This window comes from Bradyrhizobium sp. STM 3566 (assembly GCF_045571445.1).
GTDB classification, from domain to species: domain Bacteria; phylum Pseudomonadota; class Alphaproteobacteria; order Rhizobiales; family Xanthobacteraceae; genus Bradyrhizobium; species Bradyrhizobium vignae.
The window spans coordinates 5,874,585-5,893,490 of the sequence record NZ_CP120692.1 but is presented as its reverse complement, the minus strand read 5'-3'; the positions used below and the strand labels follow the sequence as shown (position 1 = coordinate 5,893,490).

Here is an 18,906-nt window from a genome sequence, read left to right as displayed (position 1 = left end):
TTTCCGAAGATCGAGAGGAGGGGCAGGGTCCCTACACGCACCTGCCTGCACGAAAGTTCCAATTCGGCGGAAAAGTGGTGCGCGGGGGCAACATCCGTAAGGTTTCTCGGGCCTTGCGGCACTGCAGCAGACGTCTCTCCTTGCACGGAGGTAGTATGAGGGATGATGATCTACCGCATCATTCGCGGCGTCAGCTGGGAGTGTGCCGCGCGGAGCCGAAGGTAAATTTCTGCCTCAACTGAGATGCGTTGGGAAGTAGCGGTAACGGATTTGTAGTGGGAGAAACTGTAAACTCTACGACGTGCGCGAGGTGGAGTTGTGAGGCTGCCGAGGTCGTAGATTTACGGGACAGCTGCAGAAGGCGGCGGGGGGCAATCGGAATGGATGGGGGTCGCGTTTCGAGTAGGACAGGGGCAGGGCTCCTCGCCTTGAGCGTGCTGGCTGCTACGCTGGCGCAATTTAATTTCGTTGATCGTGCAGCCGCCGCAGACCGGCGGGGCTCCTCCGGCGGCGTGATCGTCAGCGAAATGAACGACGTCCAGCGGGTCAAGGTCGTCGTCAACAAGTCGCGCACCTTCAAGGTCGACACACCCTTTGCGACCATCGTGGCGGGCTCGTCCGACATCGTCGACGTGAAGTCACTGAGCGATCACCTGATCTACGTCCAAGGCAAGCAGACCGGCACCACCAACGTCATCCTGCTCGACTCCTCGATGAAGCAGATCGGGATCCTCGACGTCGAGGTCGTGATCGATACCGGCAATCTGCAGCAGAACATCCGCAGCAGCACTGGCGGACACGGGATCCGCGTCTCGGCGTCCGAGGGGCAGGTGGTGCTCAGCGGAACGGCGGCCGACGCGGTTACGGCCGAGCGGGCCATGGCGATCGCCACCAGCACGGTTGCAAAGGGAGGCACTGTCGTCAACGCAATGAGCGTCGCGGCCCCGCAGCAGGTGATGCTGGAGGTGCGCTTTCTCGAGGTCTTTAGGCAGGCTGGCCGCGACCTCGGTGTGAACCTTTACGCAGCGAACGCCAATGGAACCAATGTCGCAAATACCGGGCGTGGCGGAGTGCTGACTGGCGCGACCGGCCGGCAACCTATCGGAGGCGTCAATGGCGATGTCGGTGCTCCCCCAACGGGCAGCCTTCCGGTACTTGGAACATTGAATACGCTTATTGGCACTGCGGGCGGTGTAGCTCCGGCACCGTTCGGAAGCTTGTTGACCAGTATCGTCCGAACGAGCAACGGCGGCTCGGTGGACTTGTTGATCTCGGCGCTGGAAACCAAGGGATTGGCTCGCCGGTTAGCGGAGCCGAACTTGACCACGCTTTCCGGCGATGCCGCCCGCTTCCTGGCCGGCGGCGAGTTTCCGGTACCGATACCGACCCAGACGTCGAACGGTTTTCCCACCATCACGATCGACTACAAGAAGTTCGGTGTTGAGTTGGCCTTCGTGCCTACCGTTCTTTCGCGGGGTGTGATCAACCTTCGAGTCGAGCCTTCGGTCAGCGAACTTGATTTCAGCAATGCGATCACCATTCAGGGGACGACCGTTCCAGCATTGACCCGCCGCGATGCGCGCACGACGGTCGAACTGCGCGACGGCCAGAGTTTTGCAATTGCCGGCCTGCTACAGACCCGTAATCGCCAGGACGTTTCGCAATTGCCATGGATTGGCTCGGTGCCCGTGCTTGGAGCCTTGTTCGGCAGCAAGTCGTACCAGCAGGAGGAAACCGATCTCGTCATCATCGTGACGCCGCGGCTGGTCGCGCCGGCGGCACCCGGCCAGCAACTGGCCTCACCGCTCGATTCGCGCCTTCCGGCCAACGACGTCGATTTCTTCCTCAACGGCCAGATGGAAGTCCGCAAGCGGTACGATGATTATGTCAATTCGGGTGGCGACGTGAAGGGACCGTACGGGCACATCATCGCTCCTGAAGTCAGGGCGCCCGTTGTAGCTCCGGCCGCTGCCGTCGAGCAGCCGGTCGTGAAAACACTCAACTGAGAGCAAGCGGGAGATGACCATGAGGTATCTGGCTCTGTTCGCACCGCTCCTGCTCGGGGGATGTTACGGGGTGGCCGGTCATGACGAGGTGGACCGCTACTTCCAGCGTTCCGACACCATCACGATGAGTGCCGGCAATGCCAAAGAGGTCAACGCCGTCACCCATACGATCCATCCATGGCCGCGATACGTCGGTGATCGCAGGATCGCCTACGACGCCCGGCGCGTAGGTGCCGCGGTCACACGCTACGGCAAAACGCAACAGCCGGTGGATCAGCTCCCCGACAATGGTGATCCGACGAAACAAATGGGCGTGCGGACGTTACCGACGCAGAACGTCAACATCGAGGGATTGGGCGCAGGTACGTCAGCCGGCGTCTCGGTACCGGTCGGCGCGCCCGGGGCCAGGTAACGGGGCCGGAAGTGAATTTTTGTTTGCGAACGGCGCAGCGGGTTCGCTGGGCCGCGGGGGATGAAGATTGATGCGGCGCATCATTTTAATGCTGACCTGTTGCTGGTTGGCGCTGGGCCTTGCGGCCTGTGACTACACGACGAGGGAAGCCGCAATCGTGGCCCCCGTGGATCCGCCGGGCGGCGACCCCGTGCAGGAGCCGACCGACGTCAAGTACTACCCGTCGGACGAACCCGTGCGGCTGGGGCTTGAGCATTTCAACCGCGGCAGTTACGGGCTGTCCCAGCGTTATTTCAAGGACGCCGTCGAGAAATCACCGAAGGACGTGACGGCCTGGATCGGGCTCGCCGCAAGCTATGACCGCCTCCGCCGGTTTGACCTCGCGGATCAGGCCTATGCCCGTGCGATCCGGCTGGGAGGCGAAACCGTTCAAATCCTGAATGATCAGGGGTATTCGTACATGCTGCGCGGCAATCTGAGTGCGGCGCGACGGAAGTTCGAAAAGGCTTATTCGCTCGATCCAGGCAATCCGGTCATCGCCAACAACCTCGAGCTTCTCAACGGCAGCCGGCGCTTCATTGAAAGGCCGCCGAACAACCAGCCCTAGCGATTGTCTCGGTAAGTACACGCGTCTGCATTCGGTCGAGGCGCATGTAAGCCGCCTGCCGCGTTGGGCGCGTTTCTGACGCTTGTCCAGCCCCAGCTGACCGCATCGATGCGACCATCATAAGGTGGTGCAATTTGGCGCATCGCGCTCGACGCAGGCGGGGTTGGCCGCGAGGTATGATCTGATACGCCGGTCGTTTCAGGTCGGGCTCGACAGGCTGGCAACGCAGGCCCGAGTCGCCGCGCTCGCCTTGGCAATCTTCTCAGCCGCCCAAATGAAAACCGCCGCTACCGTTTGCTCGGCGCGGCGGTTGATGGTTGAGGGCGTCTGGGTTGCGGTTAGCCCGTCGCTCCGGCACGTTACCGCACGTACCAATATCCCCACCAGCGCTGGGACACCGGCCGCGCCGCTGCCTTCATGGCTGCGACTTCCTCGACCGGGCGCAACTGGGGGCCATAGATCGCGGGCGGATAGACATCATCCCACAGCACGAGTCCGCCTTGGACGGCGGCCGCCCGATGATGGGCCGGAGCAACGGAGAGCTCGGCGGCGGACGCCACGGATGCCGACAAGGTAAGGCCGAGAGCAGACAGGGCAATGGATGGAATAAGGGCGCGGAAGTTCATTGGAATAATCCCTCTCAGAATGAGATGCGAAATAATGCGACGGGTCCCTTACGGTTGCAAGAGCATCGGCCGACAGATCGACCCCAATCTCCCGTTGCGGAGGCGCGCGGTCTCGCGACGCACGCCTGCTCGGCCGCGACGGGTCTGGACATGTCAGGCTGCGAGAAACGTCTCTCTTGCGTCTCTCTTATATGGAGCGGCACTCATATAGAGCGTCCGATGATTGCCGCCGGGCGAGGCGAGATGCAGCAGTGCCGCCAGATCTGGCTGCCTAGAAGAGATCGCAGGTTGAACAATCTTTCGGCGTCGAGGAGTCTTCGAGAACCATGATGTCGACACACTGCTCGCTCTTGATAGGAGGCGTACGATCCAGGACGACTCCCATGACTTCTGCGTTTGTCTCCGCTTCCATCTTTGGTGCTGGCCTCATTCTGGGATACGCGCTGCGCGCCTGGCGCGTCCAACGAAGAACCGTGAACTCATCCTGCGGCGCCTCACGCCGTACGTCCGAGCCCGCTCCCACCTCGACGTTCGGCCACGCCCGACGAGCCTTCTAGGCATCGTCCAACTCGTTGCAGCATCCAGCCTCATACTGGAACGTTGGGACATGATGAAATGAGTGGGCCCAAGAAGGATGCGCCGCGACGCTATATCGTGGACGGTGCCGGACAGCGCGTGCTCGTTGGTTTGACGATCTCGGAAACGATCGAGTTCGAAGCGCTGGACAAGCCGGACACCCGCCCTGGCGCAGACTTGCTTGGAGAGGCGGCTCGTGTCCGTGAGGCCAAGCATGACAAACGTTGGGTGGAACTCTACGTCAAGCACGAGCGAGCCTGGAGCGACTGGATGGCCCAGACGCGTGCGCGTCTGGAGAAGCCGCCTTTGCTCAACTAGGGCACGATAACACCAAGGCCACTGCATCGTTGCCGCGAAGCCACCTCGCCCGTTAGTGGCAGGTAGGGGGGCCTCATATCACACCGCGATCATGCGGCTTCCCTGGATGCTCATCAGGGTGAGGTTGCCGGTCGCATAGGCGCCGGTGTCGATGTTGACGCGATTGGCCATGAACTCCGCGCTGCGGACCGGCGTGTGACCATGGACGATATACTTGCCGAAATGCTCCTCGCTCCGCAGGAACTCCTCGCGTATCCAGAGCAGATCGCGCTCGGTCTGCGCGGCCAATGGAACGCCTGGGCGCACGCCAGCGTGGACAAAGAAGAAGTCTCCGCAACTGAAGCTCAGCCGCAGATTGTCCAGGAATTCCAGGTGCTCGGTCGGCATGGCGCGAATCAAATCGCGCAGGATCGATGCCGGCTCGTCGCGCTTGAGATCCGGCGGCGCAAGCCCGTATGACATCAATGTCTGGGTCCCGCCGAAGGCAATCCAGTCCTCGAACAGTGAAGGATCTTCGAAAACCCTCACCAGAAAGGCCTCGTGATTGCCCTTGAGGAAAACCGTATTTCCCCGGCGGCTCCGCTCGACCAGGATGTCGAGGGTGGAGCGCGTATCCGGGCCGCGGTCGATGTAATCGCCCATGAAGACTTCGACGGCATAATGCGGCCGGCTGCGGGCGACGTCGGCATCGACCACCCGCAGCATGGGCTCGAGCAAATGCGCGCAGCCGTGAATATCCGAGATCGCGTAGATGCGAACTCCGTCCGGCAATTGCGGCTTGGGAATGGAGGAGTGTGGTCGCGCGAGGGATTTCATGGCGCTCATCGATCGGGTGGTCGAAAAATTATCCCCAAGTCGCCGGCACCGGAGAGCTTCCATCCAACACGAACAACGTGAATTCGGTGGGGCCGCGACTTCGTTCTCCGACCTGATCATGCCAAAAGAAGGGCGGCATTTTTTGCCGACCTTGTTTGTGGCGGACTGCAGGAACAAGATCGGTCCGCAGGAATTGCATCACTGTGCCGAAGTGTGCGGCAAAGCTGCATGACTCGTGGAATCTTCATATTCAGCCACAGATAGAAATCCGAAGAAATTCTCGCAGCCGACTCTGTGTGCTTCGGCGGGAGCAATGCAGCGCCTCAAAGTTGAGCGGAGAGGCGCATCGGATGCGGAACTTGAGTCAAAATAGGGCAGTCCGTTCACTCGTATGTCAGCACTGTGACGACATTTTCGGCGCGTCGAATTTCGCTGCGTACTTCGACACGACGCATCGTCCGTGCGCCGCAAAAGTTTTGCGTGCAGCGCCACAATGTCGCTGCGATCACTCAACACTTTCGCGCGGGGAATTGACGAGTCTTCAGCATCACGATGAGCGTCAGGCACTCTCTCGATAGGCAGAGGTTCGAATGGCTGTTGCAACTTATGGTTCTGAAAACGCCCATGCGCTTTCATCTGCGCGCGGCAGCGCTCTTCAGAGGCCTTTTCAGATCGTCGTCATCGCTACTGACTTTCTGTTGATCCTGTTGAGCTATGCGGCGGGAGCTTCGCTGTATGGTGTGGCTGTCGCTTCGCCTGCCGACGGCGCATCGGTGGGAGCCGGGTTGTTCGTGGGCGTGGTGTTCGTCGGGATCGCCTATTTCCGCGACGTCTATTCCACGCACCGCCTGCTCAATCTCGTATGGCAGCTTCGAATGGCGGCGTTCATTTGGCTGACGTCGCTCACGATCCTGGCCGTTGCGGCCTTCCTGCTGAAATCGACCGACAATCTATCGCGCGGCACCGTCATCGTCTTCGCCGTGATCGGCGGGCTTGGCCTGATCAGCCTGCGCTTCGTCTGGCAGGCCGTGTTCGGCACGAGCTTTGCGCGAAGCCGGTTGGTCGATCGCAAGGTGATCCTGCTCAGCCTGAAGCCGCTCGACTTCACCTCGAGCCGCTTCAAGGATCTGCGCAGGAATGGCTTCGACGTCATGCGCCATTTCGTGCTCGGAGACGACCGGGATGATGGCCAGTGGGAGCGACAGATTCGCGACGTCATCCGTCAGTCGCGCTCGGCTGATGTCGATGAATATCTGCTTGCGATCGACTGGAACGAATTGCCGATGCTGCGCAAGCTGGGGCCATACTTGCGCGCCGTCCCGCAGCCCATTCGCCTGCTGCCGGACGACCCGGTTGCTGACCTCGTGACCCGTCCCTTTTTGCCGGTCAGCGGAACCGTCGCGGTCGAGATCCAGCGACCGCCGCTCACAATTCTCGAACGGCTGCAAAAGCGCTGTCTCGACGTCGGCGTCGCTCTGTTCGCGCTCGTGCTGCTGACGCCGCTGCTGCTGACCGTTGCCATGCTGATCAAGCTGGATTCACCTGGAACCGTCATATTCCGGCAGTCGCGCCGCGGCTTCAACGGCAGGCCGTTTGAGATCTGGAAGTTTCGAACCATGACCGTTTGCGAGAATGGTGAGACGGTGACACAGGCGACGAAGAAGGACGCCCGTGTCACAAAAATTGGGCGTTTCCTCCGCATGACGAGCATCGACGAGCTGCCGCAGCTCTGGAACGTGCTGCGTGGGGACATGTCACTGGTCGGACCGCGTCCGCACGCGCTCGCCCACGACAACTACTACGACGAGCTCATCAGCAAGTATGTCTACCGCCATCACATGAAGCCCGGCTTGACGGGCTGGGCCCAGGTGAACGGATTCAGGGGGGAAACGCCGACGATCGATCTGATGGAGAAGCGGGTCGAGTACGATGTCTGGTACGTCAGCAACTGGAGCATCTGGCTCGACCTGAAGATCATGGCCCGCACCGCGTCCGCAGTGATGTTCCAGGAAGCCTACTAGTCGCTTGATGTCGCAACCGCCTGAGAGCGCTGACCCGAGGCGCCTCAGGTTCCATTGCGCGGCGGCTTGCCGAGGAGCCGCATGATCGCATCGCGCAGGGCAAGCAGCGGCGGCACGAGCACGAAGAAGGCCCCCATTGCAAGGGAGACGATGACGTGGCGGATCGAGAAAGGTTCATCCTGCTCGATCTCGCGCCGGCTTGGCTCGATGGGCGCCGGTGAGAGCGTCGTTGCCATGGGCTGCCGAAGCGGCTTGCGCGGGGGGATCACGACCAATACGAAGAGAATGTTGAGCAGAACCCAAATAGTCAAAATCGTAAGGACGATCAGCATCCGAGCCCACCGGAAAAGAGCTGTGAGTGAGTATGGGCCGAGATTAGCCCCGGGGAACCGAGAAGGAAAGATGCCTAAAGTTTCGTCATTTTGAGGCATCAAGCCCGGATTGTCTCGTCTTAGCGACAGATGGTTGCCCATGGCGCACCGTCTTGGTCAATCCTTGCTTTTGGCTAGAGCAATAACTGCAAGTTGTGGATTCCGGATGAATACGGACGTCCAAGCAGCTCGGCTGTGCCTGGGCACAATCTCCGACCGTCCGACGGGCTCGGGCTGTCTCGCGTGCAAGGCGCGCTCGATCGCCTTCAAGGTACGCATACGACGAAGGCCGCCTGATTGACGCATGCGCGCGAGCACGGCGAGTTCTACGATGGCGTTGCGTGAAGGGTCAGGCGGCTTGCTGATTGGCGGACTTGCCGGCTTGGTGCAGGAGCTTCCATTCCCAGGGCAGCAGTTCGCGCAGACGCGAGGTGGGAAGATCAGCGATCCGGGCGAGGACGTCGGCGAGCCAAGCCTTGGGATCGACGTCGTTGAGGCGACAGGTCGTGATCATCGTCAGCATGATAGCTGCACGATCGGCGCCACGCTGGCTGCCAGCGAAGGTCCAGTTGCGCCTTCCCAAGGCAATGCCTCTCAATGCACGCTCAGCGCAATTGTTGGTCAAGCAGATCCTGCCATCGTCGAGGAAGCGGACGAAGTCGTCCCAGCGCTTAAGCATGTAGTTCATGGGCTTCAGGACCTCGGCGGAGCGCGAGAGGCTTTCTCGCTCGCGGAGCAGCCAGTCGTGCATGTCGTCGAGCAGCGGCTTGCTCCGCTCCTGGCGCACGGCACGCCGCTCGTCGGCACTACGGCCGTTGATGGCGCGCTCGATCTCGAACAACGCATCCAGACGCCTGACCGCCTCCAGCGCGATCGGAGAGACCGGTTTGCCCTTGCCTTCCCGGGCGGCTTTCTCGATGTCAGCCAGCTCGAAGAATCCCCGCCGCGCATGGGCCAGGCAAAATGCCGGCGTGATCGGCATTGCTTTCCTTTTTGGGTCGAACAACGGCTCGAAGCCGCCATAGCAATCCGCCTGCAGAATGCCGACGAAGGCGGCCAGATGCCTCTGAGGATTTTCGCCCCGTCGATTGCCCGAGGCATAATAGACCGCCGCCGGCGGCGCAGGCCCGGCGAACGGCCGGTCATCCCGCACATACGTCCAGATCCGGCCGGTCGTGCATTTGCCCTTCGCCAGGACGCGGATGGTGGTGTCGTCGCCATGAAGGCGCTCGGCCGCGAGCACATGACGCTCGATCAGCTGGAACAGCGGCATGACGGCGAAGGTTCCGTGGCCGACCTGGTCGGCCAGCGTCGACAGCGGCAGATCGATCCTCTCGGCCTTGAAGCGCACGCTCTGGCGGTTGAGCGGGATATGCATGCCGAATTTGTCGAACAAAATCGTCGCCAGCAATTGTGGGCCGATGAAGCCGCGGGGCGTCGCATGGAACGGTGCCGGCGGCTGGCTGATCTTCTCGCAATCGCGGCAGGTGAACTTCTCGCGTACCGTCTCGATGACCTTAAAGCGACGCGGAATCTCCTCCAGCGTCTTGGTCACATCCTCGCCGACCTTCGCCAGCCGCGATCCGCCGCAGCAGGCGCAGGTCGTTGGAGCCTTGATGACGACGCGCTCACGTTCGATGTCGTCCGGCCACGGTTTGCGCACCGGCCGCTTGCGCGTGAAGGCGCTCACGCTCTGGGTTTTTGCCGCGGCAGCCTGCGCAGCCAGCTCATTCTCGGTCGCCGTGGTGGCGAGTTCTTCGAGCTCCAATTCCAACTGCTCGAGTAGCCGCGCCGTGCGCTCGGAGCGCTGCCCGTGCAGTTCGCGTTTGAGCTTCTCGATCCGTAGCTCAAGATGAGCGATCAGCACCTCGCTGTCCGACAGCTCCGCCCGCGCGTTGGCGGCATCCGCGACTGCCACATCGCGTTCAGCCTGCAACGCCTCGCGCTCGGCCAGCAGCGCAAGGTAGGCGCTTGCGAGATCCGACGGAAGATCGTCCGGCTTCGATGTCATGAAGTCATTGAATCAGATCGAGCATCAGATTCAAACCCAAAACGATTATCCGACCCGCGTCGGGCGCTGGGTTTCTTGCGGATTGCGCCAGTCGATCCCGGACAGCAGGTAGCTCAACTGCGCCAGCGAGATCGTTACCGCTTCACCGGCAACCGATGGCCAGATAAACTTTCCTCTCTCGAGTTTTTTTGTGAACAAGCAGGCTCCCTGACCATCGTGCCAGATCACCTTCACAAGATCGCTGCGGCGACCACGGAAGACAAACAAATGACCGCTAAGCGGTTCTTTGTGCAGCACCTCCTGCACTTGGAGGGCCAGCGATGGAAAGCCTCTGCGCATATCCGTGTAGCCTGTAGCCAGCCACACTCGCACATTCCCTGGTACAGAAATCATCGGCGTCCAAGCACATCGAGGACCCGCGCCAACGCCTCCGGATCGACGTGCGCATCCACCCGGATGCACCGTCGGTTGCCGAGATCGATCTCTATCAATCCAGTACGCGCAGCTGCCGCCGAACGAACTCGGCCATCAACCGTAGGCAAAAGCTTCGGAGTTTCTTCAGCCGAGGCTGCTACGGCGGCGATCTGCACCGGCGTAAAAGATGGCGCAACTTGTTCCGATGTCCGTGCTTGGCGACGCCAGGTAAACACCAGGCTGGCCGCTACTCCGTTGCGCCGCGCAACCTCAGTTACCTTCGCGCCCGGTGCCAGCGTCTCCTCGACAATCCGTGCCTTGTCGTCCTGCGACCAACGCCGCCGCCGCTCGAGCCCGCCCAAAACCTCGACCCGCATCGCCTGATGACCTTAAAGCTAGACTTAAGGTCACACGCTTCGCGAATTACCACCCGTCACGCAAGACGGTCCTCGTCGGAGGCGTACCCTTCAAGCGACAATTCCACGAAACAAGAATAAGGCCCGCTGCCAAATGGCAGCGGGCCCGAGGTCGTTCCGGTTCGGCTGGGCGCGTCGCCGCGCCTCCGCCTAGGCGTGCTCGACGTAGTAGCTGTTGTGGTGCTTACCCTTGTAGGCCTCGATGCGCTTGAGCATCTTCGGATTGGCGCGGTTGAGCACGGCACCGAGCAGTTTCTTCTGGAGCACCTCCGACCCCGAAACCGACTCTTGAAGAGCGCTTCGTGTCGTCTGCCCCCATTCGATGACGTAGACCATGGCATCGATCAGGAGGCTGACCGCCTTGGAGTCCGCCACCGGCATCACCGGGGCAAGATCGATCACGATATACTCATAGTGCTCTCTCAGCACCTTGAGCAGCTCGGCCATCGCCTTCGATCCAATCACGTCGGCCGAATTCACCATGCGGGAAGCCACGACGGAGGGAAGGAAATCCAGTCCCGTTTCCTTGCTCCGCTGCACGTGGTAGCCGAGGCTCGCGGGGTCGTTGAGCGCCTCCACAAGTCCGCTCTTGGCGTTGGGCGCGAGCTCTCGCGTCAGCGAGCGCGTGTGCAGGTCGCCGTCGATCAGCACCGTGCGATGCCCCGTGAGAGCGATCAATTGCGCGAAATTCGCCGCGACGGTCGTTTTTCCTTCCTTGGGAAGGGAAGAGACGATGCCGATCACCTTGATCTCGCGGGTCAGGCGCGCAACGTCGATCGACACCTTGATGTTGCGCAACGTCTCGGCAAACCGCGAGAACGGATGATCGACGACATAGCGAGATATATCGGATGCGCCGGTCTTCGCGGCTGGACCGATATCGGGCAGGACGCCGAGGCACTTCACGCCGAGCTCATCCTCGACCTCGCCGGGGGTCCTGAGCACGTCGCTCAGCAGTTCACGCGCAAATGCGACACCGAAGCCGAGACAGAGGCCGCCCACCAGGCCGCCAACGAGCGCCAGGACCGTGCGCGGTGAGCTCTTTTGATCCGGATTCGTGGCGGTGCTGATGAGACGCGCCTCGCTGAGCGGGAAGCTCTGGTTTTGCGTCGCGCTTTGCAGCTTTTCGAGGAAGCTGTTGTAGAGATTGCGATAGGTGTCGGCGGCGCTTTCGAGATCGCGCAGCTTGACCTCGGCCTGGCCGGTGTGACCGGCCTGGGCAACGAGGTCCTTGACGTTCTTCTCGAGCGACGCCTCGCGGCTCTTTGCGATCTCATAATCGCTGCGATAAGCATCCCCGATCCGATGCAGCTCGTCGGCGATGTTCTTGCGCAGCTCGTCCATCTTGTTGGCCAGATTGACCGCCGCAAGGTGAGTCTTGCCATAGCGCCTGGACCAGTCGGCATATTGGGCCTGGAGGTCGAGATATTGGGCGCGCAGGCGGGTGATGACCGAATTGTTGAGAGCGTCCGTCACCGTCGGCTGCGCGAGATCCTGGTCGGAGATCGCCTCGATCCGGTCGAGCCGGGCCTTGGCCTCGGCCGTCGCAGCCCGCGCTTGAACCAGCTGCGTATTCAGGTCCGACAATTGCTGCTCGGACATCAGGCCGCGGTTGGTTCCGACGATGTTGTGCTCGGCCTTGAAGGTCTGCACGGCGCGGTCGCTGGCCGTTGCCTGCTCGCTCAGCTCGAGGCTGCGCTGCTGAAGCCATTCGGTTGCCCGCTTGGTGGACTGATATTTGGCTTCCAGAGCGCCGACAAGATAGGCATTGGCGATGGCGTTGGCGATCTTGGCGGCCTTGTCGGGGGTCCGTGCGCGATAGTTCAACGAGAGAACATATGTCGTCAGGACGCGCTCCGTTCGCAGGTTCTTCTGAACCTGCTCGACCACGGCATGTTCGATTCGTTCCTGGGTCGGCGGTTCACCGGAGCCAAACAGCGAACTCACCTTGCCGATGATGAGGGAGAGAAGGCCCGGATTGGAACCTTTGAACTCCGGATCCTCCGTGAGCTTCAGACGACGAACGACGGACAGAATCAGGTCGTCCGAGTTGATGATTTCGACCTGACTGTCGACATAGCCGGTGTCGATCAGGGCGCTGTTGGTGTTGCTGTCCTTGTCCAGCACCTGTGCCTGACGCGTGTCCATCATGATGCGGGCATTCGCCGTATACATGGGTTGCGCCGTGATCAGGTAGACCATCACCAGCGCCAACGAAGCGCCGGCGCATGCCGCAATGATTGGCCATTGGCGGCGTAGCACGTCGGCCACGCGCTCGAAGCTGAGCACGGCCCCGCCGAATTCGATGCCGAACCGGTGTCCCGACTGGAAATGTTCTCTAGGCTGGTACATTTGCTAATTCGCTGCCTTTGACGATCACTGATCAATTCGGAAGGGGAACGGGCTTGAAGGGGTCGGCCAACTTGGTCTTCCATTCGCCGTCGAGCAGCGCTCCGCCTCGCGGCGGCCGCGCAAGACCCTTGCTCTGCGATTGGGCCTGCTGGGGGCCCGAGTTGTCCTCTCCCGCTGCGGAATAGCCTGATTGCACGTTGAGATCGCCGATCCGCTGCGCGAAATCCCTGATCTTGCGGGCTGCGTCGGGCTTCGTCGACGTGCACCGCTCTTCGGCAATCCGCAGCGCGGCGCCGATGGCCGACCTATCGCTTGAAGCCGATGCGGAGATGAGCGTCTGCACGGAGGGCAACACCGATGGATTGGTCGCGATGAGAGCCGAGAGCCGATATCTCAGCTTCTCCTTGTCATTGCGCAGTCGCTCCAGAAGCGAAGACGGCGACTTGACGAAGGTGTCTAGTTCGAGCTGCGAGGCGCGGTCAGAAAATTCGACGCACTGGGCGCGGCAAGCATCGCTGCTCGAAACGATCAGCGCAGAACCTATCAAAACAGTCGACAGCCATCGCGGCTGTGCATGACGACGTGTTAGTCCGCGGCCCATCCGTGTTCCTTGCTTCTGTTGCAATAGGAGAACACGCGAAACTTGGCAGGTAACTGTGTCATCTTTTTGTGCGGCGCAAACTGATGCACGATCGTCGACGACGAACAACGTTGCTCAACTTTGCGCCGGTTGCAAAAGCATGATTTGCAATGCCTGCGAGTTTGGCACGTCGCGCTCATGGATGTTGCAACTTGAAAACATATCAGGCACTCGCAGACCCGCGGGTCGCAAAACCGACACAAGTCACGGCGCGCTTGTATTGTTCCCTCGCACAAAAGAATTTTTGCTGCGACATCCATACGCAGACAGACCAATGTCTTGGGAATGGCCTCTACCGCAACAGCGCCGAATTTCGCGCACACTTTCCACGCAAATACTCGCAATCATCACAGCTGATGGAATCTGCGCCCGAAGCACGCGGCGCCTCAAACAAAAAGTGGCGTGAAGTTGGCGCTCACATGTCTGAATGATCTACGAGCATTGAAAGTATCGTCGGTCGTCATGCATCGCGTGCGAGTCCGTGAATCGCAGAGATTGAACACGCGCGAGACCTGATCCACACTGCTGCGGTGCAATAGCTATGGAATGTTGATGTGACGGAGTTGGTTCATCGTGAGAAGGCGCATGTCCTGCCCCTCGACAGCATTCGGGGGATCGCCGCGACTTCGGTGGTGATTCACCACCTTCTGCTGATGCCGACTTTCCTCGCGGCGTTCCCGCACAATGCGTGGATCAACTGCTCGTTCTTCAGAAGCGCCTGGCTGCTGGTCGATTTGTTCTTCGTTCTCAGCGGGATCGTCATGTCGCTCAGCTACGTCGAGAGCGACTTCGGGCGCTTCTCGCTGCGCGAGTTCATGGTGCGGCGCCTGGCAAGGGTCTATCCGCTGCACATCGTCATGCTGATGGCCAATCTGTTGTTCCGCCTCCTGCGCATCGGCCTGGTCATGGCGGGTGTCGTGGTGGCTGCGCCGGCGGCCTTCGAGGTGAACAACGCCTATTCCTTCGTGCTCAACGTCCTGCTGCTGCACTCCATGGGGTTCATCGATTATCTCAGCTGGAATGCGCCGAGTTGGAGCATCAGCGTCGAGTTCTACACCTATCTGGTGTTCGGCCTTGTCGTCCTGTTTGCCCAGCGCATGCGTTCGCTGTTGTGGTTCTGCGGTCTCTGCGGGCTGCTTGCGGTCGGGAGCCTCGTCTTCATCATTTTCGGGCTCGACAAGAGCAGCCTCGGGCTTCAGACCGACTTCGGCATCCTGCGCTGCTTCGTGAGCTTCTTTCTGGGCGTGCTGACGGTGCGGATCGTCGATCGGCTGCCGGCCATGCCGGGCCCTGCGGTCCAGGGCATGGTGCAGTTCGTCGCCATGATCGCCAGCATCGTCCTTGTGTCGGTGGCGGAGACCAATCCCGCGGCGACCTTCCTCGCGCCGGTGACGTTCGCGATCTTCCTCGGCAGCTTACTCGCGTTTCCGGATGCGATGCTGGTGCCGCGGTTGCTGGTGGCAGGGCCACTGGTCTGGCTCGGGCGCCGCTCCTACTCGATCTACATGGTGCACGCGCTCGTGGTGCTGCTGGCCGAGTATTTCGTGCGCGCGCTCGGGGCCGGGCGGATCGCCGCGCTCGATTCGGTCTGGGCCGGTCTGCCCGCAACGCTGAATCTCGTCGTCTCACTTGCCGCCGTGCTGGCGGTGTCGCACTTCACCTATCTCTACGTCGAAATCCCTGGCGGCAGGCTGATGCGGAACGCTCTTGGCAGCCGGTCCGATTTCTCGGCTTCCCCGGCGCCATCGGCGCGGCCGACGAACTGAGCCGGACATGACCATCCTCACGCTGAACCGTCCCCGAATCACGCTGATCAGCCTCAACATCGAGGCGATCGCGCTCGGCGTCTATCTGGTCCGCGACGCCTTTGGCGGCGTGATCCGCTACTACACCAGCATCTATCACATGGATCCGCTGTGGTATCTGCCGGACGCCGTTGCGCTTCTGTGCCTCGTCCAGTTCTTCGTCCATTGCATCCTGCGCAATCGCAGCACCCTGGCCCTGCTGGTCTTCGTGCAGATCATGCTGTCGCTCGTGCTCGGCTATTTCATGCTGGGGACGATGAACGCAGCGATCTCGTCCTTCAAGATGATGCTGCCGGTGTTCGTCGGATTCTGCTTCTGCGATTCGAGTCTGGGCTCATACCGAAAGCTTCTGTCGGTCATCGCCGTGACCTTCTATCTGTCCGTGATCGGCGTTTTCCTGACGAAATTCTACGCGATGCCTTGGGTGGGCTACAAATACGAATCCTTCGGCGCGGTACGAGAGGCCGGCCGGTTGTGGTGGGCCTATGGCGGCGACGACCAGCGCCTGATGGGCTTTGCGGCCGACAACACCATGGCCGCCTTCTTCATCCTGGTATCGTTCGCAATCACGTCAGTCCGCAAGAGCACGTCCTGGTGTATTGGGGCCGGATCGATCGCTATTTATGTGGTTTGGCTGACCACCAGCAAGACGACATTCATTGTCCTGTCGTTCTATCTGTTGCTCCTCCTTCTTGTACGAATGTTGCCGGAGCGGTCTCGCTTTTTGGCTGTTCGGGGCATCGCGTTGTGGTCGTTTGCTGCGATCCTGATTCCGCTCTTCATGATCCTGCTCGCGTCAGGCACGCCGGCGGTCCCGCACTCGACGCTGTACAGCATTCTTGATCGCATCAACAACAGCTGGCAATTGCCCTTCGTCTACATGACTCAGCTGATGCCGATCGGGTTGGTGACGGGTTGCGGTGCGGGCTGCTTCAACTATCCGCAGCAGCTGTTCTCGCCGCTCGCGTCGTTTTGGGTGCCCGTCGACAATTTCTACATCGGGACGTACCTGATGTTCGGTCTCCCCTTCGTCGCGTTCATGGTGATGGTGTTCCGGGCGACGTTCGGTGCGACCGACGTGTACAAGCTGACGCTGCTCTTCGTCGTCAACCTGTTCACGATCACGGTCTTGAATTACGGCCCGGCCTCCGGCCTGCTGATCATCGCATTGAGTTTCAGCGAAGTGTTCTCGCGGCGCGCGACCTCTGCACGTGGGGCCGACGCCGTGCCAATCGTCATGCGGCCTCCGATGCGGCCACTGGATGGCTTCAGCCCGGATCTACCGGCGGCGAGCGGAAGCAGGTGAGAACGAACGATGCATAGACGGCTCGCATTCATCGACACGCTGCGCGGCATTGCCGTGCTGTCGGTCCTGGTCCAGCACGTGTTCGAGTTGATCGTCGAGAAGCACCCGACGGGCGCCTATTACTGGCCCATCCACGACGTGTTTGGCTACTACATGAACTTTGGCCGGTTCGGCGTCGTGTTGTTCTTCTTCGTCAGCGGCTTCGTCATTCCGTTCAGCTTTCCGGACAGCACCACGCCCGTGCGGGATTTTACGATCAGCCGCTTCTTCCGTCTCTATCCGGCCTACTGGACGTCGCTCCTGGTCGGGCTCATGACGATGCAGCTCTTGGAGTCCAAAGTCTATCCGCTGGGGCAGGTCGCCGCCAACGTGACGATGTTGCAGACCTTCGTGAATGTCCCGAACCTCTGGGTGTTCTACTGGACGCTGGCGATCGAGCTGCTGTTCTACGTCGGGTGCACGATTCTCTTTGCGATGGGGTTGCTGAACCAGCGCTTCACGGCGGTGACGATCGTCGTTGCGGCCGCGCTGGTCGGAACCACCGCCGCGCTCATGATCGAGAACAGGACCGTCTCCTCGGTGATGGAGGTCGGGTTGAACCTGTCGGCCATGTTCCTGGGCAAGATCATCCGCGACACCGTCGTCGGCGGCAAACTGCGCTGGACCCACGTGGCCGTCTGCACGCTTCTGTATGCGATCTTCGCCGCCACCCTGTCCGATCGGCGGTTCGGAGGCGTGTATCACGAGAATTTCTTCTACAGCTATTCGATCGGATCGGCCTATGTCTGCGCGGCGCTGGTCTTCATCGCCTTTGCCGTGTTCGGCGAGCGAATGGCGTGGCGCCCGATGGCGTTCGTTGGCGTGATCAGCTATTCGGTCTACCTGATGTCGCCATTCGTGATCGTCGCCGTCCATCGCCTCGTTTGGTTCGGCAACGGGCCGCTGGGATGGTCGCTCTTCCTGGCCGTGATCCTGGCGTTGTCGATCCTGGTCAGCTGGATGACTTACGCCTTCGTCGAGAAACCCTGCATTTCCTTCGGGCAGAGGTTCCGCTCGGCGCGACGGAAGCCGGTCGTGCTCGAGCCCGCCCTCAGCACCCAGGGTGCCGCGGAGTGATCAAGACACCGCACCAGCCGGGCGCCGTCTATGACGGATCGTTCGTTCCGTCGGTCCAGGGCCTGCGGGGCATCGCCGCGTTGAGCGTGCTGATGGATCATTTCTACGACATGCCGAAGGGCGGCATGTACGACATCCCGGACCCCGGCTTCCTGCCACCGCTCTGGTCCTGGCTGCAATCGGCGATCAATGTCGGCGGGCACGGCGTCGAGCTGTTCTTCATGATCAGCGGATTCCTGATCCCGGCGAGCCTGGTGCGGCACGGGTCGCTGTCGCGGTTCTTCTTCGATCGCGTCCTGCGCATCATGCCGGTGTTCGTCGTGCTGCATCTTGCGTTGTTCGCGATCGGTCCGATCGTGGCCTACAAGTTCTTCCGCGGCATCGATCTGAGCAGCTATCTCGCAATCTTTGCGGCCAATCTGTTCTTCGTGCAGGACGCGCTCGGCCTGCCCATTGCCCAGCAGAATGCCTGGACGTTGACCTATGAGTGGGCGTTCTACATCTGGTTTGCGCTGACGTTCTCGACCTGGCGCACCGGGGGCAGATTGCTGGCGGCACCTTTGCTCTTGCTTGGCATCGCCTGCCTGATGCGCTGGCCGATCACCGCCTTCTTCTGCATCGGCATGCTGTTCAGCGCCACCGGATTCCGCATCTCGATTCCGGGGCGTGCCGGCTTGCTCGCCGGCCTTGCCTGCGGAGCGGCGCTGTATGCGAGCCTGGTGCTGTTTCATCCCTTCGTCGGTCTAATTCCCGGATTTCTGCTGTTCGGCATGGTGCTTGCTCCGGACTCCGGCATCGGCAAAGCTCTGAGCACACCGGCCCTGCAGTATGTCGGCAAGATCAGCTACAGCCTCTATCTCGTGCACCCCTTCGTGCTCTTCCCCTTGCAGATGATCGGCCTGAAGCTGGTCGCCATCGGCGTGGATCGCTGGCTGCTGTGGGCCGCCTTCATCGGGCTCGGGCTCGTGATGTCACTCGTTGCGAGCGCGATCAGCTATGAATTGATCGAGGTCAGGCTGAGGCGATTGCTGGACGGTGCGATCCGCAGCATGTTCTTTCGACCGCAGGTCGAGCAATCGGTTTGAGAGGCCGC

The 18,906-nt window shown here is 61.0% G+C and carries 17 protein-coding genes; 9 read left to right on the top strand and 8 right to left on the bottom strand.

The window, feature by feature from the left end; genetic code table 11:
- The first annotated feature begins 380 nt into the window (after positions 1-380).
- From P6U27_RS28475 to P6U27_RS28465, 3 genes are all read left to right on the top strand, one after another.
- A complete protein-coding gene (locus P6U27_RS28475) occupies positions 381-2,006 on the top strand; it encodes a type II and III secretion system protein family protein (RefSeq protein ID WP_407192895.1) in 1,626 nt (541 codons plus the stop codon).
- 13 nt (positions 2,007-2,019) lie between these two features.
- Positions 2,020-2,418, top strand: a complete 399-nt coding sequence (locus P6U27_RS28470) for a hypothetical protein (protein WP_209296460.1) — start codon at positions 2,020-2,022, stop codon at positions 2,416-2,418.
- Positions 2,419-2,488: 70 nt separating this feature from the next.
- On the top strand, positions 2,489-3,025 hold the full coding sequence (locus P6U27_RS28465; RefSeq protein WP_122404933.1) for a tetratricopeptide repeat protein: 537 nt from the start codon (positions 2,489-2,491) through the stop codon (positions 3,023-3,025).
- Positions 3,026-3,384: 359 nt separating this feature from the next.
- Here the strand turns inward: P6U27_RS28465 and P6U27_RS28460 are convergent, their stop codons facing one another.
- Positions 3,385-3,651 carry a hypothetical protein gene (locus tag P6U27_RS28460; protein WP_129144950.1) on the bottom strand — a complete coding sequence of 89 codons (267 nt, stop codon included), beginning with the start codon at positions 3,649-3,651 and terminating at the stop codon, positions 3,385-3,387.
- A gap of 615 nt (positions 3,652-4,266) precedes the next feature.
- Between P6U27_RS28460 and P6U27_RS28455 the strand changes: the two genes are divergently transcribed.
- Complete coding sequence (locus P6U27_RS28455) at positions 4,267-4,545, top strand: hypothetical protein (RefSeq protein ID WP_407192894.1); 279 nt, start codon at positions 4,267-4,269, stop codon at positions 4,543-4,545.
- Positions 4,546-4,623: 78 nt separating this feature from the next.
- Here P6U27_RS28455 and P6U27_RS28450 read toward each other — a convergent pair whose 3' ends face one another.
- The gene (locus P6U27_RS28450) at positions 4,624-5,361 is read right to left on the bottom strand and encodes a metallophosphoesterase (RefSeq protein ID WP_407194491.1); all 738 of its coding nucleotides are present in this window, start codon (positions 5,359-5,361) and stop codon (positions 4,624-4,626) included.
- Positions 5,362-5,951: 590 nt separating this feature from the next.
- Here P6U27_RS28450 and P6U27_RS28445 point away from each other — a divergent pair.
- A complete protein-coding gene (locus P6U27_RS28445) occupies positions 5,952-7,382 on the top strand; it encodes an undecaprenyl-phosphate glucose phosphotransferase (RefSeq protein WP_407192893.1) in 1,431 nt (476 codons plus the stop codon).
- A 44-nt stretch (positions 7,383-7,426) separates the two neighbouring features.
- Here the strand turns inward: P6U27_RS28445 and P6U27_RS28440 are convergent, their stop codons facing one another.
- The 6 genes from P6U27_RS28440 to P6U27_RS28415 all read right to left on the bottom strand — a co-directional run bounded on the left by P6U27_RS28440 (position 7,427) and on the right by P6U27_RS28415 (position 13,655).
- Entirely contained in the window at positions 7,427-7,714 is a 288-nt protein-coding gene (locus P6U27_RS28440; RefSeq protein WP_209296464.1) for a hypothetical protein, read from the bottom strand.
- Positions 7,715-8,102: 388 nt separating this feature from the next.
- Positions 8,103-9,764, bottom strand: a complete 1,662-nt coding sequence (gene tnpC, locus P6U27_RS28435; protein WP_122401599.1) for an IS66 family transposase — start codon at positions 9,762-9,764, stop codon at positions 8,103-8,105.
- Positions 9,765-9,809: 45 nt separating this feature from the next.
- On the bottom strand, positions 9,810-10,157 hold the full coding sequence (gene tnpB / locus P6U27_RS28430) for an IS66 family insertion sequence element accessory protein TnpB (protein WP_035701064.1): 348 nt from the start codon (positions 10,155-10,157) through the stop codon (positions 9,810-9,812).
- The gene (gene tnpA / locus P6U27_RS28425) at positions 10,154-10,555 is read right to left on the bottom strand and encodes an IS66-like element accessory protein TnpA (protein WP_074448291.1); all 402 of its coding nucleotides are present in this window, start codon (positions 10,553-10,555) and stop codon (positions 10,154-10,156) included. The genes tnpB and tnpA overlap by 4 nt, the downstream gene beginning before the upstream one ends.
- A gap of 189 nt (positions 10,556-10,744) precedes the next feature.
- Positions 10,745-12,946: a Wzz/FepE/Etk N-terminal domain-containing protein gene (locus P6U27_RS28420; RefSeq protein ID WP_407192892.1), complete on the bottom strand. Its 2,202-nt coding sequence runs from the start codon at positions 12,944-12,946 to the stop codon at positions 10,745-10,747.
- Between the two features lie 31 nt (positions 12,947-12,977).
- Complete coding sequence (locus P6U27_RS28415) at positions 12,978-13,655, bottom strand: hypothetical protein (RefSeq protein ID WP_244607740.1); 678 nt, start codon at positions 13,653-13,655, stop codon at positions 12,978-12,980.
- A gap of 485 nt (positions 13,656-14,140) precedes the next feature.
- Between P6U27_RS28415 and P6U27_RS28410 the strand changes: the two genes are divergently transcribed.
- Genes P6U27_RS28410 through P6U27_RS28395 form a run of 4 tightly spaced genes read left to right on the top strand, consistent with a single transcriptional unit; the run spans position 14,141 to position 18,898 of the window.
- Entirely contained in the window at positions 14,141-15,352 is a 1,212-nt protein-coding gene (locus P6U27_RS28410; RefSeq protein WP_407192891.1) for an acyltransferase family protein, read from the top strand.
- A gap of 7 nt (positions 15,353-15,359) precedes the next feature.
- Entirely contained in the window at positions 15,360-16,697 is a 1,338-nt protein-coding gene (locus tag P6U27_RS28405) for a hypothetical protein (RefSeq protein ID WP_407192890.1), read from the top strand.
- Positions 16,698-16,706: 9 nt separating this feature from the next.
- Positions 16,707-17,813, top strand: a complete 1,107-nt coding sequence (locus tag P6U27_RS28400; protein ID WP_407192889.1) for an acyltransferase family protein — start codon at positions 16,707-16,709, stop codon at positions 17,811-17,813.
- Positions 17,810-18,898: an acyltransferase family protein gene (locus tag P6U27_RS28395; protein WP_407192888.1), complete on the top strand. Its 1,089-nt coding sequence runs from the start codon at positions 17,810-17,812 to the stop codon at positions 18,896-18,898. Before P6U27_RS28400 ends, P6U27_RS28395 begins: the two co-directional genes overlap by 4 nt.
- Positions 18,899-18,906: the final 8 nt, after the last annotated feature.